The 20,689-nt window shown below is 58.3% G+C and carries 16 protein-coding genes and 1 tRNA gene; 15 read left to right on the forward strand and 2 right to left on the reverse strand.

All coding sequences use genetic code 11. From position 1 onward, the window contains the following. Positions 1-51: 51 nt before the first annotated feature. The 10 genes from FB466_RS11055 to pyk all read left to right on the forward strand — a co-directional run bounded on the left by FB466_RS11055 (position 52) and on the right by pyk (position 13,244). On the forward strand, positions 52-642 hold the full coding sequence (locus FB466_RS11055; protein ID WP_141918716.1) for a recombinase family protein: 591 nt from the start codon (positions 52-54) through the stop codon (positions 640-642). 108 nt (positions 643-750) lie between these two features. Further along, positions 751-1,056, forward strand: a complete 306-nt coding sequence (locus FB466_RS11060) for an alpha/beta hydrolase (RefSeq protein WP_246054660.1) — start codon at positions 751-753, stop codon at positions 1,054-1,056. A gap of 530 nt (positions 1,057-1,586) precedes the next feature. Next, positions 1,587-1,820: a DUF6704 family protein gene (locus tag FB466_RS11065; RefSeq protein ID WP_141918458.1), complete on the forward strand. Its 234-nt coding sequence runs from the start codon at positions 1,587-1,589 to the stop codon at positions 1,818-1,820. A gap of 1 nt (position 1,821) precedes the next feature. Next, a complete protein-coding gene (gene trpC, locus FB466_RS11070) occupies positions 1,822-2,592 on the forward strand; it encodes an indole-3-glycerol phosphate synthase TrpC (protein ID WP_141918459.1) in 771 nt (256 codons plus the stop codon). A gap of 3 nt (positions 2,593-2,595) precedes the next feature. Further along, the gene (trpB, locus tag FB466_RS11075) at positions 2,596-3,804 is read left to right on the forward strand and encodes a tryptophan synthase subunit beta (RefSeq protein WP_141918460.1); all 1,209 of its coding nucleotides are present in this window, start codon (positions 2,596-2,598) and stop codon (positions 3,802-3,804) included. Then, positions 3,801-4,586, forward strand: a complete 786-nt coding sequence (gene trpA, locus FB466_RS11080; RefSeq protein ID WP_141918461.1) for a tryptophan synthase subunit alpha — start codon at positions 3,801-3,803, stop codon at positions 4,584-4,586. Before trpB ends, trpA begins: the two co-directional genes overlap by 4 nt. A 58-nt stretch (positions 4,587-4,644) precedes the next feature. Continuing rightward, the gene (gene lgt / locus FB466_RS11085) at positions 4,645-5,598 is read left to right on the forward strand and encodes a prolipoprotein diacylglyceryl transferase (RefSeq protein ID WP_425460909.1); all 954 of its coding nucleotides are present in this window, start codon (positions 4,645-4,647) and stop codon (positions 5,596-5,598) included. Positions 5,599-5,726: 128 nt separating this feature from the next. After that, entirely contained in the window at positions 5,727-10,280 is a 4,554-nt protein-coding gene (gene gltB, locus FB466_RS11090) for a glutamate synthase large subunit (RefSeq protein ID WP_141918462.1), read from the forward strand. After that, positions 10,273-11,730, forward strand: a complete 1,458-nt coding sequence (locus FB466_RS11095) for a glutamate synthase subunit beta (RefSeq protein ID WP_141918463.1) — start codon at positions 10,273-10,275, stop codon at positions 11,728-11,730. The genes gltB and FB466_RS11095 overlap by 8 nt, the downstream gene beginning before the upstream one ends. 68 nt (positions 11,731-11,798) lie before the next feature. Further along, positions 11,799-13,244, forward strand: a complete 1,446-nt coding sequence (gene pyk / locus FB466_RS11100; protein ID WP_141918464.1) for a pyruvate kinase — start codon at positions 11,799-11,801, stop codon at positions 13,242-13,244. An 86-nt stretch (positions 13,245-13,330) separates the two neighbouring features. Here pyk and FB466_RS11105 read toward each other — a convergent pair. After that, positions 13,331-13,414: transfer RNA gene (locus FB466_RS11105), tRNA-Leu, on the reverse strand. A gap of 38 nt (positions 13,415-13,452) precedes the next feature. Here FB466_RS11105 and FB466_RS11110 point away from each other — a divergent pair. Further along, positions 13,453-14,070: an ANTAR domain-containing response regulator gene (locus FB466_RS11110; RefSeq protein WP_141918465.1), complete on the forward strand. Its 618-nt coding sequence runs from the start codon at positions 13,453-13,455 to the stop codon at positions 14,068-14,070. Positions 14,071-14,133: 63 nt separating this feature from the next. Here the strand turns inward: FB466_RS11110 and FB466_RS11115 are convergent, their stop codons facing one another. After that, a complete protein-coding gene (locus FB466_RS11115) occupies positions 14,134-14,553 on the reverse strand; it encodes a hotdog fold thioesterase (protein ID WP_141918466.1) in 420 nt (139 codons plus the stop codon). A gap of 82 nt (positions 14,554-14,635) precedes the next feature. On the opposite strand from FB466_RS11115, the gene polA reads away from it, so the two are divergent. The 4 genes from polA to coaE all read left to right on the forward strand — a co-directional run bounded on the left by polA (position 14,636) and on the right by coaE (position 20,673). Next, positions 14,636-17,278, forward strand: a complete 2,643-nt coding sequence (gene polA / locus FB466_RS11120) for a DNA polymerase I (protein WP_170206124.1) — start codon at positions 14,636-14,638, stop codon at positions 17,276-17,278. A gap of 24 nt (positions 17,279-17,302) precedes the next feature. Further along, the gene (locus tag FB466_RS11125; protein WP_141918468.1) at positions 17,303-18,313 is read left to right on the forward strand and encodes a variant leucine-rich repeat-containing protein; all 1,011 of its coding nucleotides are present in this window, start codon (positions 17,303-17,305) and stop codon (positions 18,311-18,313) included. Positions 18,314-18,485: 172 nt separating this feature from the next. Further along, positions 18,486-19,937, forward strand: coding sequence for a 30S ribosomal protein S1 (rpsA, locus tag FB466_RS11130; protein ID WP_141918469.1), 1,452 nt, complete (start codon positions 18,486-18,488; stop codon positions 19,935-19,937). Between the two features lie 118 nt (positions 19,938-20,055). After that, positions 20,056-20,673 carry a dephospho-CoA kinase gene (coaE, locus tag FB466_RS11135; protein ID WP_342777458.1) on the forward strand — a complete coding sequence of 206 codons (618 nt, stop codon included), beginning with the start codon at positions 20,056-20,058 and terminating at the stop codon, positions 20,671-20,673. The last annotated feature ends 16 nt before the right edge of the window (positions 20,674-20,689 follow it).

The following is a 20,689-nucleotide window of genomic DNA, read 5'->3' on the forward strand; positions in this document are numbered from 1 at the left end:
TCGCTTGTCTCCGAAAGTTGGCTGATGGAGTTTTGTGAGACGATTCGGGGCATGAGACTGCTGGGGTACACGCGGGTGAGCACGAACGACCAAGACGACCGACTCCAGGTCGACGCCCTCCTCGCCGCCGGGGTCGCCCGGCGCGACGTCTACGCCGACGTCACCTCGGGCGCCCGGGCCGCGACGGGCCGGCCAGGGATGAGCCGACTCCTCGAGTACGCGGGCAAGGGCGACACCGTCGTGGTGTGGCGCATCGACCGACTCGGCCGATCCCTGCTCGACGTCCTGGCCACCGTCGAGCTCATGCGCACCCGCGGGGTCGGGGTCCGCTCGATCAGCGACGGCATCGACCCCGCAACCACGAACGGCCGTCTGCTGCTCGGGATGCTGGCGACCCTGGCCGAGTACGAGCGCGAGCTCATCACCGAACGCGTCCGCGCCGGCGTCACCGCCGCCCAAGCAGCAGGCACGAAGTTCGGGCGACCACCCCTCGACCCCGACGACGTCGCAGCCAAGCTCGCCATCGTCGACCAAGCCCGCGCCGCCGGTCGCACCGTCACCGACGCCGCACGCCTCGTCGGGTGGTCACGCGCCACCTACTACCGCCACCACACCAGCAACCGACCCAACCCAACCGCCTAAGGCTCGTTTTCACGGCGCTGCTACCAAGACCCCTTTCACGGACGGCACCCCCGAACCAGCGATGGTCTAGGCCGATCCCGGGGCCACCGCCGCATCACCCATGCACCGCTGGCGCTCGACGCCGCGAATCACAACTACGTCGGTTCACGACTCGGGCTCGATGACCGACTTGGGTTCCCCGGCGGTCACGACATTTACGGCTTCCCCAGCACCCTTGTCATCAATGCAGAGCACGATAACATGCGCGCCTCCGGCGACCTCTTCGCCGCCGAGCTGATCCGCTCCGGTGTCGATGTGCAGCACCACGTACTCCCGGGAACACATCATGCATTCCTGAACCGTCCTGAGCGAGAAGCGTTGACGACCGCGACCACGCTAATTGCAGCGTGGATGCGAGCCGTGATGGAACACTGAGCCGGAACTCTACCGTACCGATAGTGGTTTCGATCCAGGTCGGGTTGGTGAAACGGTCAAGACTCTGAGCGTCGCGACGTCAGAACCGGTCGTTTCCTGGATGACAGACGATCGTTGGCGACACTCCGTCATGCCGTCCAGAAAGACGTACGGGAACCAGCGCGCCGCGGCGATGCTTCTGGAAGGTATTCGAGACGATAGCCCAACGAACGAGCCGTTGCCGTTATCTCAATCGCCAAGCAACTCGGCGTCAGGCGTTTCCTCCTTACAAACAACTCCTGAACTCTCTTCTAGTGGAGGATTCTTTACCACTGAGGCTCAGGCCCCGCCTAGTGCGGTAAGCTGCTTGCCCCTTCGCTTCTATTGGCCTCTCCTTCACTGATTGTTCCCATTACAGGTAATATTCGCAGAAAAACAAATCCCACTGAACCAGGTTCGCATACCTCTGCGTAGCCGCGACAGCGTGGTAAACATGCAAAGGCCCCCTGCGTCCCGATAGACTCGGGTGCGTACATTTCGTTAGGAGATTCATGAGTATCGAACACGAAGAACCCGGCCACGGAGACTCACCCGCAGCATGGACCGCGGTTGTCCTGATGCTGATTGGAATGGCTGCCGGTACGGTTGCATTCTTTATGCATCAGCCGATGATCGTCTTGGCATGCGCTGGCCTGGTTGTTGTGGGTCCACTGGTGGGCTTCATCATGTCCAAAGCTGGATACGGTGTCAACGGCCCCAAGTACGTCGCTAAGGCACATAACTAAAGTGCTGAATTCCTTATTGGCAGGCTCGTTAGAAGACGCGGCCGCTCGCCGTGCGCAGCGCCCCCTCAGTATCGTTGAGGCCGCTGCGCACGAGCAGGCTCCAGCTCTTGATGCTCTTGCGTTCCTACAGCCCGGGGAGAGAGTCAAGATTATTGCCGAGGTCAAGCGGGCGAGTCCATCCCGTGGTGCCCTTGCCGATATCCCGGATCCGGCTGCGCTTGCCGCCCTGTACGAAGACGGCGGGGCGAGCGCCGTAAGCGTTCTCACGGAACAACGCAAGTTCGGTGGATCACTGGCCGACCTGGAGGCCGTTCGCCAAGCGATCAGCCTCCCTGTGCTACGCAAAGACTTTATCGCCGATCCCTATCAGGTATTTGAAGCGCGTGCCGCGGGGGCAGATATGGTTCTCCTCATCGTCGCGGCGCTTGAACAGCCCCTCTTGCAGGAGCTATACGCTCTTATCCGGGAGCTCGGCATGGCTGCACTCGTTGAGACTCACGATGCTGACGAGGTCTCGCGTGCGCTCGATATCGGCGCCAGCATCGTGGGCGTTAACGCTCGAAACCTCTCCACCTTCGAGCTGGACCGGGATCTCTTTGGCCGCATCGCCGATCAGATTCCCTCGGGTGTAGTACGGGTAGCCGAGTCTGCTGTGCACTCAGCCGACGATGTAGCTCATTACCGTCGCGATGGCGCGGATGCCGTTTTGGTCGGCGAAGCACTGGTGACTGGTGATCCCTTGGCGACCCTGGCCCATTTTTTGGCGGTATAGCACATGAGCTTAAGAGATGAAGAGGGGCCCTACTTCGGTGATTTCGGTGGACGATTTGTTCCCGAGTCGCTCGTGGCCGCCTTGGATGAATTGAGTGCTGCCTACACGGAAGCTCGGAAAGATCCGGCATTTGCTTCCGAACTTACTGAGTTACACCGAACCTATACGGGTCGCCCCTCAATTATTACCGAGGTTCCTCGGTTTGCCGAGCACGCTGGTGGTGCTCGTATCATCCTCAAACGCGAGGATCTCAACCACACGGGTTCCCATAAAATCAATAACGTTCTCGGCCAAGCGCTGCTGACGCGGCGTATTGGCAAGACGCGGGTAATTGCTGAAACCGGCGCTGGCCAGCACGGTGTTGCTACGGCCACCGCTGCTGCGCTCTTCGGCCTGGACTGCGTGGTGTACATGGGGGAGGTTGACACCGAACGCCAGGCTCTCAACGTGGCCCGGATGCGCCTCCTGGGTGCCGAGGTGATCCCCGTCACAGCCGGTTCGCGCACCCTCAAGGACGCGATTAATGAGGCTATGCGTGACTGGGTGACCAACGTCGAGCACACCAACTACATTTTTGGCACTGTTGCCGGTCCACACCCTTTCCCCGCGATGGTTCGCGATTTTCAGAAAATCATCGGAGAAGAAGCTCGCGCACAGGTTCTGAGCTTGACGGGTGAGCTGCCGGATGTTGTTGCCGCATGTGTCGGCGGTGGATCCAACGCCATCGGAATCTTCCACGCTTTTCTTGACGACCCCTCTGTCGCTTTATACGGATTCGAGGCGGCGGGCGAAGGAATTGATACACCGAGGCACTCGGCCACCATCGGGATGGGTCGCCCGGGCGTTTTACACGGTGCTCGCAGCCTGATGCTTCAGGACGAAGACGGTCAGACACGTGACTCTCACTCAATCTCAGCTGGCTTAGACTACCCGGGTGTTGGCCCGGAGCACGCCTGGCTGGCTGATATTCACCGCGCCACCTATCGAAGCGTCACCGATGCGGAGGCCATGCACGCTCTCCGCCTGCTCTCACGAACTGAGGGCATTATCCCCGCTATTGAGTCGGCTCATGCCCTCGCGGGCGCGCTCACACTGGGCCGCGAGCGTGGGCCAGAGAGCACGATTCTGGTCAGCCTCAGCGGCCGGGGCGATAAAGATATGGAAACCGCTGCGGCCTACTTCGACCTTCTAGATGGAGAAATTGCCCCGTGAGCTCAGCAGTAGAACAAGTCATTCGCACACGACGGGATGCTGGTTCGGGTGCGCTCATCGGCTACCTGCCCGTGGGTTTCCCCTCGCTCGAGGTGAGCATTGACGCCGCCTGCGCTATCGTCGAGAATGGCGTCGATATCCTTGAACTTGGTTTGCCGTACTCTGACCCCGTGATGGATGGCCCCGTTATTCAAGCTGCTACCGTGCGCGCCCGTGAGAACGGTTTCCGACTCAGGGACGGGTTTACCGCCGTTCGCGAAATCCAGCAACGTGTTGATGCCCCCGTCTTGGTGATGACCTACTGGAACCCCGTCATGCAATACGGTGTTGGGCGTTTCGCCGACGACCTCCTCGCTGCGGGTGGAGCCGGGCTGATCACGCCTGACCTTATTCCTGACGAGGGTGCCGAGTGGCTGGCCGAATCGGACCGTACCGGTCTCGACCGTGTTTTTCTAGCCGCGCCCTCCTCAACGGATGAACGTCTGCGACAAGCTGTGGCGTCAAGTCGCGGCTTTGTGTATACGGTTTCGACAATGGGGGTCACCGGCACACGAAACGATATTGACGACGCCGCCCAGAAACTCGTGAGTCGGCTCCGGAATGTAGGAGCCGAATATGCGTGTGTTGGTCTCGGGATTTCTACGGGGCAGCACGTTTCCGAAATCCTCAGCTACGCTGACGGCGCGATTGTGGGCTCGGCCCTGGTTCGCGCTCTTGCAGACGGGGGAGTGAGCGCGGTTGCCGACGTGGCAGCCTCGCTTGCAGCCGGTGCCTCGGTCTAGAATCAACTGCACCCCCGAGTAACCGCTTAAGAGAGAGAAGTTTTTGGTGATCTTGCCCGTGAGCATCCCCAGCCCTGACGTGAGTTATTTTGCGATAGCTGGTCTCCGTATCCACATCTACGCGCTCTGCATCATGGTGGGTATTGTGGCGGCGATTCTCCTCACTAACCGACGACTTACCCGACGTGGCGGTGAACCCTGGGTGGTGCTTGATTTTGCATTTTGGACGGTGATCTTAGGCATTGTCGGTGCGCGTGCCTACCACGTACTCACACACCCCAACGATTATTTTTACGAGGGGGCAAACTTCTGGAACGTGGTTGCTGTTAACCAGGGCGGAATCGCAATCTTCGGTGCCCTTCTGGGCGGCGCTGTCGGCGCACTCATTGCGTGCAAATTCACGGGCATACGTTTTCTTTCCTTTGCGGATGCGCTGGTCCCCGGTCTGCTCCTAGCGCAGGCTTTCGGACGTCTAGGCAACTGGTTCAATCATGAGATCTTTGGCACCCCAACGACGCTGCCCTGGGGTCTTGAGATTGAGTCCTCCAACCCGGCCTTCCCCCTGGGACTTGCCGAAGGGACGCTGTTCCACCCGACATTTCTGTATGAAATTATCTGGAACCTACTTGGCGTAGTCGTCATCCTTTATGTGGAGCGTAGATTGCGCACCCACTGGGGCGAGACGCTCGCTCTTTACCTCGTCTGGTATGGCATTGGTCGCGCTGCGATTGAGTCGATTCGTTTGGACCCCAGCGAAGTCTTCCTTGGGATTCGCGTCAACCTCTGGACAGCCCTGCTGGCTATCCTGCTGGGTCTGGTGCTCTTCATCGTTCAGCGACGACGTCACACAGGTGTTGAGCCGAGCGTTTATCGTCCGAGTTTTGCCCGGGCTGTTGTATCATCGGAAGACGAAAACGCGTACTACTCCCTCAACCGCTCACAATCGGAGCCGGGCGAGCAGCACACTGCAGCAGAAGAGACCGCCACAAGCGAGGAATCCGCTCCGGCTTAGTCATTGCCTGCGCGCACTGGCCAGCGCCGCGGGTTTGCGCCCCCGAGAGGGCGCGAACGAGGTAATTGCTTGATATTCCGGGCCAGCGCTGTCCCACCCCAACGACATGTGAGGACGGTAGTGAATATATGATGAACCCATTTTTGGGTGTTGGCTCAATGCCCGTACAACAAGGGCTTTACGACCCCGCCGCCGAGAAAGATGCCTGCGGCCTGGCGATGGTAGCCACACTGCGCGGTGCCCCTGGGCACGACATCATTGATAACGCGCTCAACGCACTCCGAAATCTGGAACACCGTGGTGCTATTGGGTCGGATGCAGGCACGGGTGATGGGGCCGGTATCCTTACCCAGATTCCTGACGATTTTTTCCGTGCGGTGGTTGACTTTGACCTCCCCGAAAGCGGTTCATACGCGGTTGGTGTAGCTTTCCTTCCCACGGTCTACGCTCAGCGTGCCGCCATCAAGCTGCGCATCGCTGCGATTGCCGTTGAGGAGGGGCTACGTATCCTCGGCTGGCGGGTTGTGCCAACGGTGCCGGAGAATCTTGGTGCCCTGGCCCGAGAAGCGATGCCGGCATTTGAGCAATTCTTTGTCGCAAGTCAAGATGGCATGCTCATGGGCATCGACCTGGACCGGCTCACTTTCCGGGTGAGGAAGCGCGTTGAGCGAGAGCTCGGCGCGTATTTTATTTCTCTCTCTGCCCGGACGCTGGTGTACAAAGGCATGGTAACAACGCTTCAGCTCGAGCCGTTTTATCCTGACCTGAGCGATGAGCGGTTTGCCTCCAAGTTTGCCATTGTGCACTCTCGCTATTCCACGAATACGTTTCCGTCTTGGCCGCTCGCTCAGCCTCTGCGCATGATGGCGCACAACGGCGAGATCAACACGGTGGAGGGAAATCGTAACTGGATGAAAGCGCGTCAGTCTCAGTTGGAGTCAGACCTGCTGGGCGATTTAACACCCCTCATGCCTATCTGTACCCCTGGTGCGAGTGATTCCGCTAGCTTTGACGAGGTGCTTGAACTGCTCACACTGTCGGGCCGTTCTCTGCCACATGCAATAATGATGATGGTTCCCGAGGCCTGGGAGAAGCAGCCAGAGATCGGCCAAGATAAAAGAAATTTCTACGAATACCACTCGATGCTGATGGAACCGTGGGACGGTCCGGCAGCTTTGACCTTCACCGATGGCACCCTTGTCGGCGCCACACTTGACCGCAACGGTCTACGCCCCGGTCGATTCCTGATAACCGATGATGGGCTTGTCGTGATGGGTAGCGAGACTGGTGTCCTTGACGTGGACCCCGCGCGCGTGGTCCGTCGTGGGCGCCTCCAACCCGGCAAAATGTTCCTCATAGACACGGAAAGCGGACGGGTCATCGAAGACGATGAGATTAAGGGATCTGTCGCCTCCCTCAAGCCGTGGGGTGAGTGGCTCAATGAGGGGCGGATCCGACTCTCGGAGTTACCCGAGCGAGAGCACATCGTGCACCCGCCAGCCTCGATTACACGCCGTCAGCAAACCTTCGGCTACACCGAGGAGGAGGTAAGGCTTCTCCTGACCCCGATGGCCAAGAACGGGGCCGAACCGCTCGCTGCGATGGGTTCAGACACTCCGATTGCCGTGCTCGCCGAACGCCCCCGGTTGCTTTTTGACTACTTTGTGCAGCAGTTTGCTCAGGTAACCAATCCGCCGCTGGATTCGATCCGTGAAGAGGTTGTCACCTCCCTCAGTCTTGGGTTAGGACCACAGCGCAACTTACTTTCGGCCTCGGTTGATCATGCACGTCAGATTATTCTGGATTTTCCCGTCATCGATAATGACCAGCTTGCCAAGCTTCAACATATTGATGATTCGGTCGCCACCGAACGAACGATCACGCTGCGCGGTCTGTACCGGTTTGACGCTGGTACCGATGCGATGGAACGACGCCTCGCTCAACTATGCACCGAAGTTGATGCGGCCATCAATCACGGTGCGGAGTTCATCGTGCTCTCTGATCGTGACTCCAACAAAGACCTTGCTCCCATTCCATCACTGCTCATGGTGGCTGCGGTCCATCACCACCTCATTCGCAGTTCGACCCGGATGAAGGTGGGCCTGATTGTTGAGGCTGGCGACGTGCGTGAGGTTCACCATGTAGCTTTGCTCATCGGATACGGTGCATCCGCAATCAATCCCTACCTGGCAATGGAGACGTGTGAGAACCTGGTCCGTAGCGGCCGAGTCACGGGTGTCACGCCGGAAAAGGCTGTAGCCAATCTGATCAAGGCCCTCGGTAAGGGGGTCTTGAAGATCATGTCCAAGATGGGCATCTCGACCGTCTCTTCCTACGCGGGTGCGCAAGCTTTTGAGGCTCTGGGCCTGAGCGAGGACTTCATCGAGCGCTACTTCACGGGGACCACCAGTAAACTGGGCGGAATCGGACTCGATGTGATTTCGGCGGAGAACCTCCACCGCCATGTGCAGGCCTACCCGGAGGACAGCGCACCTCTGGCACACCAGCGTCTTGAGACCGGTGGCGAATACCAGTGGCGCCGCGATGGAGCGCCTCACCTCTTCAATCCTGAGACGATTTTTCGGTTGCAACACTCAACCCGCAATCGTCGCTACGATATTTTTCGCCAATATACCGCGCTCGTGGACGGTCAGTCCGAGCAGTTGATGACTCTGCGTGGAATGTTCCGTTTTAATGAGTCTCGTACTCCGGTGCCACTCGATGAGGTTGAACCGGTCTCGTCCATTGTCAAACGATTCTCCACCGGGGCGATGAGCTATGGTTCTATCTCCCAGGAGGCTCACGAAACGCTCGCCATTGCGATGAACCGACTGGGTGCAAAATCCAATACCGGTGAGGGTGGCGAGGACCTTGACCGGCTGCTTGACCCTGAACGTCGCAGCGCGATTAAGCAGGTCGCCTCCGGGCGCTTTGGTGTTACAAGCATGTATCTCACCAACGCAGATGACATTCAGATCAAACTCGCGCAGGGAGCAAAGCCAGGGGAGGGAGGGCAACTCCCACCCACGAAGGTCTACCCCTGGGTGGCACGGACCCGTCATGCGACGGCTGGAGTCGGGCTGATCTCGCCTCCGCCACACCATGACATCTACTCGATCGAGGATCTCAAACAGCTTATTTTTGATCTGAAGAGAGCTAACCCGCGGGCCCGTATCCACACCAAGCTGGTAAGCCAGTCGGGCATCGGTGCGGTCGCAGCCGGTGTTGCGAAGGCTCTATCGGATGTCATCCTGGTTTCCGGTCACGACGGTGGTACGGGTGCCAGCCCGGTGAACTCTCTCAAGCACGCAGGAACGCCCTGGGAACTGGGCTTGGCTGAGACACAGCAGACTCTGATGCTCAACAAGATGCGGGACCGCGTTGTGCTGCAGGTGGACGGCCAGCTCAAGACCGGCCGTGACGTGATTATCGGAGCCCTGCTTGGTGCGGAGGAGTTCGGGTTTGCCACAGCCCCACTTGTCGTGGAGGGCTGCATCATGATGCGCGTCTGTCACCTGGATACGTGCCCCGTTGGTGTTGCCACACAAAACCCGGAGCTACGCAGCCGTTTCAGCGGTAAACCTGAGTTTGTGGTCAACTTTTTTGAGTTCATCGCAGAAGAGGTGCGTGAGTATCTGGCCCAGCTGGGATTCCGTACGCTCCAGGAGGCTATCGGCCATAACGAGATACTCAACACGAACACGGCGGTCGAGCATTGGAAGGCAGCGGGTCTCGACGTGGAACCCATTCTTGCGGGTATTGGGCAAGACGTGTACGAGCCGCGTGTCAGTGCTCGCACCCAGGACCACGAGCTTGACCAGCATTTCGATAATCGGCTGATTGCGCTGAGCGAGTCGGCACTGGAGCATGGTGAGCCCGTGCACATCACGCTGCCGATCCGTAATACCGAACGTGCCGTCGGTACGATGTTGGGCAATGCCGTTACTCGACGGTTTGGCCAGGAGGGTTTGGCCCCTGACACGATCAACGTGACGCTGAACGGCACGGCGGGACAATCTCTTGGGGCATTTATGCCGGCCGGTATTACACTGCGGCTCGAGGGCGATGCCAATGATTACGTGGGCAAAGGCCTATCTGGTGGACGCATCATCGTGAGACCGAGCCCCACCGCCATGCTCGTAGCCGAGGAGAATGTGATTGCGGGCAATGTGATTGGCTACGGTTCCACGAGTGGATCGCTGAACATCCGCGGAATTGTGGGGGAACGTTTCCTCGTACGCAACTCTGGAGCAACGGCCGTGGTTGAGGGAGTGGGTGACCACGCACTTGAGTACATGACCGGAGGCCTCGCGCTGATTCTAGGTGAGACAGGTCGCAACCTTGGCGCGGGAATGTCGGGCGGTGTAGCGTACGTGTACCGTCTTGACCCGGCCAGGGTGAACACCGATTCGCTGTCCTCGGGAGAGCTTACTCTCACCGCGCTTGACCAGGTCGATGTTGAAGTCGTGCGCGACCTCTTAGAGACTCACGTAGCTGAAACAGGCTCGCACCTTGCCCAACGGATGCTCGATAATTTTGAACTGGAATCTCACGAGTTTGTGAAGGTAGTTCCCCGCGACTACGCGGCCGTTTTGCACACCCGTCAACAGGCCGTTGACGAAGGACTGGACCCCGATGGAGATGTCGTCTGGGCTCGTATTTTGGAGGTGACTGGTGGCTGATCCGAAGGGGTTTCTGAAAACACGAGAGCGAGAGCTTCCGGCCCGTCGCCCCGTCCCTATCCGGCTCATGGACTGGAAGGAGGTGTATGAGCAGGGCGATCCAAGTCAGCTGCGCCGTCAGGCTGGTCGTTGCATGGACTGTGGCGTACCGTTCTGCCATCAGGGCTGCCCACTCGGCAACCTCATTCCGGAGTGGAACGACCTGATGTACCAGGGTGAGGGCCGCGCTGCAATCGAGCGGCTGCACCTGACAAACAACTTTCCGGAGTTCACCGGACGACTATGCCCCGCGCCCTGTGAGTCGGCTTGCGTGCTCGGTATCAATCAACCCGCCGTCACAATCAAACAGGTTGAAGTTTCGATCATCGACCAAGCTGTCAGCAATGGTTGGGTTGAGCCGCACCCTCCCGAACGACTCACGGGTAAAACCGTTGCGGTGGTGGGTTCGGGGCCCGCTGGCTTGGCCGCTGCACAGCAACTTACGCGTGCAGGGCATACGGTTGCTGTGTACGAGCGAGACGACCGTATCGGCGGCCTTCTCCGCTACGGTATTCCAGACTTCAAGATGGAGAAGCGTCACATTGATCTGCGCTTGGGTCAGATGCAGGCTGAGGGCACCCGCTTTCGAGCGGGAGTCAATGTTGGCGTGGACATCTCCTGGGAAGAACTTCGCCGCCGCTATGACGCGGTTATCGTGGCCACCGGGGCCACCGTTCCGCGTGATCTGGCTATCCCAGGGCGCGACCTGCCTGGCGTTCACTTCGCAATGGAATACCTGGTGCCAGCCAACCGCGTCGCCGCCAAGGAGTCCGTATTTAGTCAGATCACCGCTGAGGGTAAGCACGTTGTTGTCCTTGGCGGTGGTGATACCGGGGCAGACTGTATCGGCACGGCCCACCGCCAGGGTGCTGCTTCCGTGACGTCGCTGGCAATCGGTATCCAGCCGCCCCCGGAACGCCCACCGACACATCCGTGGCCCATGCAACCCATACTTTTTGAGGTTTCCACTGCACACGAGGAGGGCGGTGAGCGCACCTATCTCGCCTCAACCGTTGAGTTTCTGAGCAATCCGGCTGGCGAGTTGCGTGCAGTCCGTGTGGCGGATACGGATTTTGTTGAGGGGAGGCGCGTGCCCCGGAGTGGCACAGAGCGCGAGATTCCGGCTGATCTGGTTCTCCTGGCGCTCGGATTTACCGGCCCGGAGAGTGAAACGCTGAGCAACCAATTAGGGGTACCCTTTGACAGTCGTGGCAATGTTGTGCGCGGCGCTGACTATCACACCGAGCATCCGGGGGTTTTTGTCGCCGGTGATGCCGGACGCGGACAATCCCTGATTGTTTGGGCAATCGCCGAGGGACGTGCTGCGGCCGCAGCAGTTGACGAGTACCTTGAAGGGCAGACAGTGTTGCCATCACCGGTGAAGCCCACCGACCACGGGTTTACCCTGTAACACCTCCGTGTGAGCGGATGCGACACGTATCCCAAGTGCTCACACCATTATCGAAAGAGTAAGAATTCATGAGGCATGCAAAGATCGTCGCGACCTGGGGTCCCGCCGTATCAAGTTATGATACGACGTTGGCGCTCATCAACGCCGGAGTCAACGTGGCGCGGATGAATCTTAGCCACGGCACCTACAACGTTCACGAGGGGGTGTACCGTAACCTCCGTCGAGCGGAAGATGAGAGCGGTCGCCCCATCGCGGTGCTTGTAGACCTGCAAGGCCCAAAGATTCGGCTTGGAACCTTCGCCGACGGCCCCCACTATCTTAACGAGGGTGATATCTTCACGATCACAATCGAGGATGTTGTCGGCACCAAAGATATCTGTGGGACAACGTTCAAAGGCCTGCCCCAGGATGTCAAACCTGGCGACCCGCTCCTCGTTGACGATGGCAAGGTGACCCTGCGCGTGCTGGAAACAGATGGCACGGCTGTGAAGACAGTGGTTGAGGTTCCTGGAAACGTGTCAAACAATAAGGGCATTAACCTGCCCGGTGTTGCCGTTAACGTGCCGGCGCTCTCCGCTAAGGACGAAGAAGATCTCCGCTGGGGTCTTAAGCTTGGCGCCGACTATATCGCCCTTTCATTTGTGCGGGACGCCACCGATATCGTTCGTGTACATGAGATCATGGCAGAGGAAAATCGCAAGATTCCGGTGATCGCTAAGATTGAGAAGCCGCAGGCTGTGGAGAACTTGGAAGCAATTATCGATGCCTTTGATGGCATTATGGTAGCCCGAGGAGACCTGGGCGTTGAGTTGCCGCTTGAGGCTGTCCCTATCGTGCAGAAGCGCGCTGTAGAGCTCTGCCGCCGCATGGCGAAGCCCGTGATCGTGGCCACTCAGGTACTAGAATCCATGATTGAAAATCCGCGCCCCACCCGTGCTGAAGCCTCTGACTGTGCCAATGCCGTTCTCGACGGAACGGACGCCGTGATGCTGAGCGGGGAGACAAGCGTCGGTGCCTTTCCCGTGATTACGGTCGAAACTATGGCACGCATCATTGAGTCCACCGAGGAACACGGTCTGGAGCGAATTCCCGCGCTCGGTACTCGCCCCCGTACCCAGGGTGGTGCGATCACACTGGCCGCCGCTGAGGTTGCCGATTTCATCGGGGCAAAGTTCCTGTGCGTCTTCACCGAGTCTGGTGACTCCGTTCGTCGGATGTCTCGCCTGCGTCGCCCGATTCCTATTCTGGGATTCACCCCGTCGCTCAATATCCGTCGGCGAATGGAACTCACCTGGGGCGTTGAGAGTTTTCTGGTTGAGCGGGTGAACTCTACGGATGAAATGTTCTTACAGGTAGACGAGAGTCTGCTGTCCTCAGGCAAGGCGGTCGTCGGCGACACCGTTCTCGTTATTGCGGGTTCTCCTCCCGGGGTTGTGGGCTCGACTAACGATATGCGCGTACATCACGTCGGGGATGCAAAGTACGGACCGGAGGAGCCTGCACACCGCGACTAGGCTGAGGGCGACACGCCCAAAGAAAAGGGAGATCCTCGCCAATTTTGGCGGGGATCTCCCTTTGTATCTGCTGGACAGAATACCTGTGCCGGATGTGGGACTTGAACCCACACGTCCTTTCGAACAAAGCATTTTGAGTGCTCCGCGTCTGCCGATTCCGCCAATCCGGCTTGCACAACGTGTACAACAATACCGTAGGCTTGACCCCGTGAGCGACCAACCTACATCAAATACAGCACCCCGACGCGTTGTGGTGGCCGAAGACGAATCTCTCATTCGTCTCGACATCGTTGAGATTCTGCGAGACAACGGCTTTGACGTCGTGGGAGAAGCCGGTGATGGCGAGACCGCTGTTGCCCTGGCGACTGAGCTTCGTCCCGACCTTGTCGTTATGGATGTCAAGATGCCTCAGCTTGACGGAATCTCTGCGGCCGAGCGACTGAGCAAAAACCACATCGCGCCCGTTGTTCTCCTGACGGCTTTCAGCCAGAAGGAGCTCGTCGAGCGAGCGAGCGAGGCCGGTGCTTTAGCCTACGTGGTAAAGCCTTTTACTCCCAACGACCTCCTCCCTGCTATCGAGATCGCCCTGTCCCGCTATCAGCAGATCGTGGCATTGGAGGCCGAGGTTGGTGATCTGGTTGAGCGATTTGAAACCCGCAAACTCGTTGACCGCGCTAAGGGTATCCTCAACGAGAAGATGGGGCTTACTGAACCCGAGGCATTCCGGTGGATTCAGAAGGCCTCGATGGACCGCCGTCTCACCATGCACGATGTCGCCCAGGCCATCATAGAGCAGCTCAGCGGCGGCAAGAAAGCCGACGACTAACCACACTTCATTAGCCGAGGGCCGGGGAAATTTTCCCCGGCCCTCGGCGTGTAAGTCCCCTGGTTACGTGCGCAGGGTTTTGATCAAGTTGGTGATCCGGACGGTGGAGCATCGGCGACCCAATTCATCGGTGATCGCTATTTCGTGCACTGTGAGGCTGTTCCCCAGGTGGATCGGAGTACACACCCCCGTCACAAAACCGGCGACGGCCGAGGTGGTGTGTGTAGCGTTGATATCGATCCCAACGGCGAGCCGTCCCGGGCCAGCAAACAAGTTGGCCGCCATTGAACCAAGCGATTCACCCATTACCACGTAGGCACCACCGTGCAGGAGGTTGGCTGGCTGGGTATTCCCCTCAACCGGCATCCGAGCGACGGCCCGTTCGATTGAGAACTCGGTAATCTCGATTCCCATTTTCTCGGCAAGAGCCCCCAAGCCCCGTTCCCGGATAAATACCATGCCATCAACGGGTGTGTTGGTCATAAAGTCCTCGCAAGTTCGTCAGCCGCCCATCGGTGCGGGCTTGTAGGCTGTTGGTGTGTCAGATACTGCTCAGCCTACCCTCATGGTCATTGACGGCCATTCGCTTGCCTTCCGCGCATTTTACGCCCTACCCGTTGAGAGTTTTCAGACCCGTGATGGCCAGTACACCAACGCGATCCACGGATTCATTGCGATGCTCATCAACCTCCTCAAAGCAGAGAAACCCGATTCGGTTGCTATCGCGTTCGACATCTCACGACACTCGTTCCGCACGCGGGAGTACCCCGAGTACAAGGGCACCCGGGGCGAGACGCCTGAGGAGTTCAAAGGGCAAATCCCGCTGTTACAGACCACCCTGCGCTCGATGGGGCTTTTTACGATAGAAAAAGAAGACTACGAAGCCGACGATATCCTGGCGACGCTGTCCGCGCGCGGGACTGCTGCTGGCTTTCGAGTCCTGGTCGTCAGTGGAGATCGGGACACAATCCAGTTGGTTAATGACAACGTTACTCTCCTGTATCCCTCTCGCCAGGGAGTGAGTGATCTCACTCGCTATGACGCAGAGAAAGTCTGGGAGCGCTACGGTGTGCGACCAGAGCAGTATCCCGAAATTGCGGCTCTCGTCGGGGAGACCAGCGATAACTTACCCGGCGTGCCCAAGGTGGGGGAGAAAACCGCTGTCAAGTGGATCAATCAGTTCGGTAGCTTAGATGAGATCCTGGCGCATCAAGATGAAATTGGGGGCAAAGTCGGGGAGAGTCTTCGCGAACATGCCCACCTAGCGGTTCGTAATCGTCGGCTAAATCGCTTGGTTACCGATGTTGAACTCGGGCTTGAACTCGACGAGCTCACGCCCCACCCCTTCGATGAGCAAGCTGTACGCGATTCTTTCGGTCGCCTAGAATTTCGTAGCCTACTCGAACGCGTTCTTAAGCTTTACGGACAAGGGGGTTCTGTGGCTGTCGCCACGACCTCCCCACCTGCCGACCCACGACCCACTCCGGTCACCCTGCTCGATGAAGAACTCGAAGCATGGCTGAACCGCGAATCTGCTGCCCATCCAGACGGTCTTGGCTTGCACTGTGACATTGATGTCGAAACTGGTCAGATCGTTACGGTGGGCATCGCCTCAACGTCGGCGAGCGTTGAACTAGCCTGGCAACCCGGCAGCGCTGACTATGCACCGTTTGAGACCTGGCTCATGAGTGACGCACCTAAAATACTCTGTGACGGAAAACACCAGGCCCAGGCATTCTCACGTGTGGGGTCCCCTCTCGGCGGTCTCCGCTCGGATGTCTTCATTGCGGGCTGGCTCCTTCGTCCCGGCAGCCCAGACAAGACTCTCGACGATCTTGTTACCCGTTATCTGGGCGAGACACTTCCCCAGGCCGACCCCAACCAGCTTATTCCCAGCGACGATCACCTCATGGGAGCTGGTCACGCCGCTTGGTATATTCATCGCCTCGATGCGGCAATCCGCTCCCGCTTCGACGAAGGAACCGCGAGGGTATTTGCCACAATCGAAATGCCTCTCATCCCTGTACTGGGCAGCATGGAACTCCGAGGGATCGCCCTTGATCGAAACATTTTGGCGGGACTCAACACCGAGTTAGGGGATCGCACAACCGCACTAGCTCAGTCGGCTTACGCCGAGATCGGTCACGAGGTGAATCTCGGGTCTCCGAAGCAACTTCAGGAAGTTCTCTTCGAAGAACTGGGTATGCCCAAGACCCGAGCTACCAAGACGGGCTTTTCAACGGATGCAGCTTCTCTGACCGACCTGCAAACAAAGAGCCCCCACCCCTTCCTCGGGCTTCTCCTGCAGCATCGGGATGCCACGAAACTTCGCCAGATTGTCGAGACCCTTGAGAAGGCTGTCGGTGATGACTCCCGTATTCACACCACCTATCAACAGGTGGGGACCAGTACAGGACGCCTCTCCTCGACTGACCCTAATCTCCAGAACATTCCGGTGCGCACAGCGGAGGGTCGCCGCATCCGCCAAGCATTCTGCGTGGCTGAGGGTTTTGAGACACTCCTTACCGCTGACTACTCACAAATTGAGATGCGCATTATGGCCCACCTCTCTGGTGACGAGGGACTGATTGAAGCTTTCAATCTCGGGGAAGACCTGCACAGCTTTGTGGGTTCTCGAATTTTCGGTGTTGAGCCGGTGGACGTCACTCCGACAATGCGCAGCAAAGTCAAAGCGATGTCCTACGGTCTCGCTTATGGTCTCAGCGCGTTTGGTCTGTCCAAGCAGCTAGGTATTTCCTCAGCCGAGGCCAAGCAACTCATGCAGGACTACTTTGCCCGTTTCGGTGCCGTACGCGATTACTTGCGATCAGTGGTAGAACAAGCCAAGGAAGATCAGTACACCGAGACGCTCTTTGGCCGTAAGAGGTTTTTCCCCGAGCTCAACAGCCCCAATCGTCTCGTCCGTGAGAACGCCGAGCGTGCAGCCCTCAACGCACCAATCCAGGGAAGCGCTGCCGACATCATGAAGCTCGCAATGATCGGGATTGAAAGGCGATTCACTGAGAAAAAACTGGGCTCTCACATGTTGCTTCAGGTTCATGATGAGATCATTGTGGAGGTAGCTCCGGGGGAGTGGGACATCGCAGAGCACATTATTCGTGAAGAAATGCGTGATGTGGTCCGGCTGAGCGTACCGCTCGATGTTCATGTTGGGCATGGCAGTAATTGGGACGCTGCCGCTCACTAATTTCCGTAAAGGGTGACCAGATTTATGGCTGTCACGTCTCTCCGCGATTCGGAGACCCTTCTGGGGATCTTTGTATCCTCCGATAATTTCCCCACAATGTATGGCACCTATGGCGATGAGCGTCTCTGGCTGATGGCTTCAGGCACCTTTTCCAGCAAACGGGGCCTTCCGGCATTTGTTGGCGCGGAAGGCAACTCACCACAGACCGTCCGCGGCAGCATCGCACTCGGCACAACACCGCAGCGAATTTTCGGCCACGTCCTATCGGGCCAGGCGAACGGCGAGGGTGTGGCCTTTTATGTTGATCAAGGAACGATGACCGTTGCTACGGAAGGAACGCTGGGCCTCATCAACCGGCGTCCCCGACGCATCACGCTGGAAACATCGGAATGGCTCTTAACCGTGGAGGATATCCATGAGCTGCGCGGACGAGATGTCCATGACAAAGCAGAGAAAGAGTTCTTGCGACACCTTATCCCTGCTGGTTCGATTCCCGCAGGTGGTCACCCAACTCCTGCGGTATCGATGATGGTCGCACCCACAGCGTCGCTGTCACCGCACGCAGAAGCACCCACACCCTCCGCTCCGCACAGTGATCTATTGCAGGCTCCGCTACAGATGCAGCCGGAGTCTGGCACGTTCACATCTGCAGCCCCTGTACTCACGCCCACGCTATCTGTGAATTCACCCGTCAGCGGAACCGCCGCGCGTCCAGCTCTTCCGGCAGCCCACATACTGGCACTAGAAAGTTTCGACACAGGCGAGGATACTCTCGCGACAATCGCAGAGTCAGATGTGCAAACCTGGCCGCGAGTTGTTGAGCACCCCTCCTGTTATTCAGATCTCCGGCTCTGGATCGAAGCATCTCTTGAGGAATTCTCCCGGGAAGCGTCATTCCCTCTTAGCAGACCGGAACGTCTCGCCGAGTTGGCATACGAGTTTCCGCAATTACGCGAGGACATCGCCAATAACCCAGCCTGCTACCCGGAGCTTCGACAGTGGATCACCTCGGTCAACATGTATTCGCAGAATTAACAAGCGCACGCTTCAGGAATGACCGCTGAAACGGTTTGAACACCAGGTGTGTCGTGGGGTAGAATCAAGAGTCACATGTGTGACAATTTTTTATCCGCTGCCGCGGCACGACGTCTCAACCGAGGGCGAACGGTCACGGCCTAATTTATGTCCGTACTGGAGTACTAACTACATGACAACCGCAACGACCGGCAAGGCAGCCAAGCAGGTAGCCATCAACGATATTGGCTCTGCTGAAGATTTTCTTGCCGCAGTCGAGAAGACTCTGAAATTCTTCAACGACGGGGACCTCATTGAGGGCACCGTCGTGAAGATCGACCGCGACGAGGTTCTACTCGACGTCGGATACAAGACCGAGGGCGTCATCCCCTCGCGCGAGCTTTCCATCAAGCACGATGTTGACCCCAGCGAGGTTGTCAATGTTGGCGATAGCGTTGAGGCGCTCGTTCTTCAGAAGGAAGACAAAGAAGGTCGTCTCATTCTGAGCAAGAAGCGCGCTCAGTACGAGCGCGCCTGGGGCGATGTGGAGAAGATCCGGGACGAGGATGGTGTCGTCACCGGCTCGGTTATCGAGGTTGTTAAGGGTGGTCTGATCGTTGACATCGGGCTGCGTGGATTCCTCCCCGCATCGCTGATTGAGCTTCGCCGCGTTCGCGACCTGACCCCGTATCTCGGTCAGGAGATCGAGGCGAAGATTCTTGAGCTCGACAAGAACCGCAACAATGTTGTGCTGTCACGTCGTGCATTGTTGGAGCAAACTCAGTCGGAGAGCCGCTCAACGTTCCTCGCCAACCTCCAGCCCGGTCAGGTTCGCAAGGGTGTTATCTCATCGATCGTTAACTTCGGTGCTTTTGTTGATCTGGGTGGAGTTGACGGCCTGGTGCACGTTTCCGAGCTCAGCTGGAAGCACATTGAGCACGCTTCCGAGGTCGTCGAGGTTGGTCAGGAAGTCACCGTTGAGGTCCTGTCGGTTGAGCTTGACCGCGAGCGTGTCTCCCTGTCACTCAAGGCCACACAGGAAGACCCGTGGCAGGTGTTTGCCCGTACCCACGCAATCGGCCAGGTTGCACCCGGTAAGGTCACCAAGCTGGTTCCCTTCGGCGCATTTGTTCGTGTTGCCGACGGCATTGAGGGCCTTGTGCACATCTCCGAGCTGTCTGGCAAGCACGTTGAGCTTGCTGAGCAGGTCGTCTCGGTTAACGACGAGGTCTTTGTCAAGGTCATCGACATTGACCTTGAGCGTCGGCGTATCTCGCTGAGCCTCAAGCAGGCTAACGAGGGTGTCGATCCTGAGGGCACCGAATTCGACCCTGCACTCTATGGAATGCTCACCGAGTACGACGACGAAGGCAACTACAAGTATCCCGAAGGCTTCGACTCTGAAACCAACGAGTGGAAAGAGGGCTTCGAAACCCAGCGTGAGAAGTGGGAGCTGGACTACGCAGCAGCCCAGGAGCGTTGGGAAGCGCACAAGAAGCAGGTCGCCACGACGGCAGCCGAGGAAGCCGCCGAGGTTGCTTCTGCTGGTGACACCGCTTTCTCAAGCGACAACACGGTAGCTGGGGCGCTGGCTGGAGACGAGTCACTTGCCGCTCTCAAGTCCAAGCTCGAGGAAAACAACTAGTCCCCCTTCCGACAGGGTAGTTTTTCAGCGTTGAGCCGCACCGACAAGGTGCGGCTCAACGTCGTTAAACCACACACTGCACCTGTGACCGCCTGCTGCCCTCATGTGCGGTAATATCATGCGCGTGTATCTTGTCGGTTTAACGGGCGGTATCGCCGCGGGGAAAAGCACCGTCGCTCGACGTTTGGAGGCGCTCGGAGCAGTTCGGATTGATGCTGACCAGCTAGCACGGGATGCCGTTGCCGCCGGATCGCCTGGTCTGGCCTCTGTTGTGGCCGCTTTTGGCAGTGATGTGCTTCGGGAAGATGGTTCACTCGACCGGGCCGCGCTCGGCAGCCGGGTGTTTGCCGACTCGCAGGCACTCAGCACACTTAACAGTATCGTTCACCCCGAAGTTCAGCGTTTGGCGCGTGACCGCTTTGCCCGGCTCGCGAAGAACGACCCCGACGTGATTATCGTGTATGACATACCGCTGTTGGTTGAAGCAGGGCTGAGCTATCCCTGGGATCTCGTTGTGACGGTCGAAGCTCCTGCAGACATGCGCCAAAACCGACTTGTCGAACTGCGAGGTTTCTCCACCACCGACGCAGCCAATCGGGTGGCAAGCCAGGCTTCCGCGGAAGAGCGGCGGGCAGTAGCACACGTTGTGATCGATTCATCGGGAACAACGAAACAAACTCTTGCGCAAACAGATAGCCTCTGGGAACGCATCTTAGCCACCGTATCCGGCACGTAAATGCCCAGGTAACGAA

This window comes from Klugiella xanthotipulae (genome assembly GCF_006716695.1).
Lineage (GTDB): Bacteria > Actinomycetota > Actinomycetes > Actinomycetales > Microbacteriaceae > Klugiella > Klugiella xanthotipulae.

Excerpts from the sequence above, each read along its gene's own strand:
- FB466_RS11055 (WP_141918716.1), top strand. The coding sequence starts at position 52 with ATGAGACTGCTGGGGTACACGCGGGTGAGCACGAACGACCAAGACGAC.
- FB466_RS11065 (WP_141918458.1), top strand. The coding sequence starts at position 1,587 with ATGAGTATCGAACACGAAGAACCCGGCCACGGAGACTCACCCGCAGCA.
- trpB (WP_141918460.1), top strand. The coding sequence starts at position 2,596 with ATGAGCTTAAGAGATGAAGAGGGGCCCTACTTCGGTGATTTCGGTGGA.
- gltB (WP_141918462.1), top strand. The coding sequence starts at position 5,727 with ATGATGAACCCATTTTTGGGTGTTGGCTCAATGCCCGTACAACAAGGG.
- pyk (WP_141918464.1), top strand. The coding sequence starts at position 11,799 with ATGAGGCATGCAAAGATCGTCGCGACCTGGGGTCCCGCCGTATCAAGT.
- FB466_RS11115 (WP_141918466.1), bottom strand. The coding sequence starts at position 14,553 with ATGACCAACACACCCGTTGATGGCATGGTATTTATCCGGGAACGGGGC.
- polA (WP_170206124.1), top strand. The coding sequence starts at position 14,636 with ATGGTCATTGACGGCCATTCGCTTGCCTTCCGCGCATTTTACGCCCTA.
- FB466_RS11125 (WP_141918468.1), top strand. The coding sequence starts at position 17,303 with ATGGCTGTCACGTCTCTCCGCGATTCGGAGACCCTTCTGGGGATCTTT.
- rpsA (WP_141918469.1), top strand. The coding sequence starts at position 18,486 with ATGACAACCGCAACGACCGGCAAGGCAGCCAAGCAGGTAGCCATCAAC.
- coaE (WP_342777458.1), top strand. The coding sequence starts at position 20,056 with ATGCGCGTGTATCTTGTCGGTTTAACGGGCGGTATCGCCGCGGGGAAA.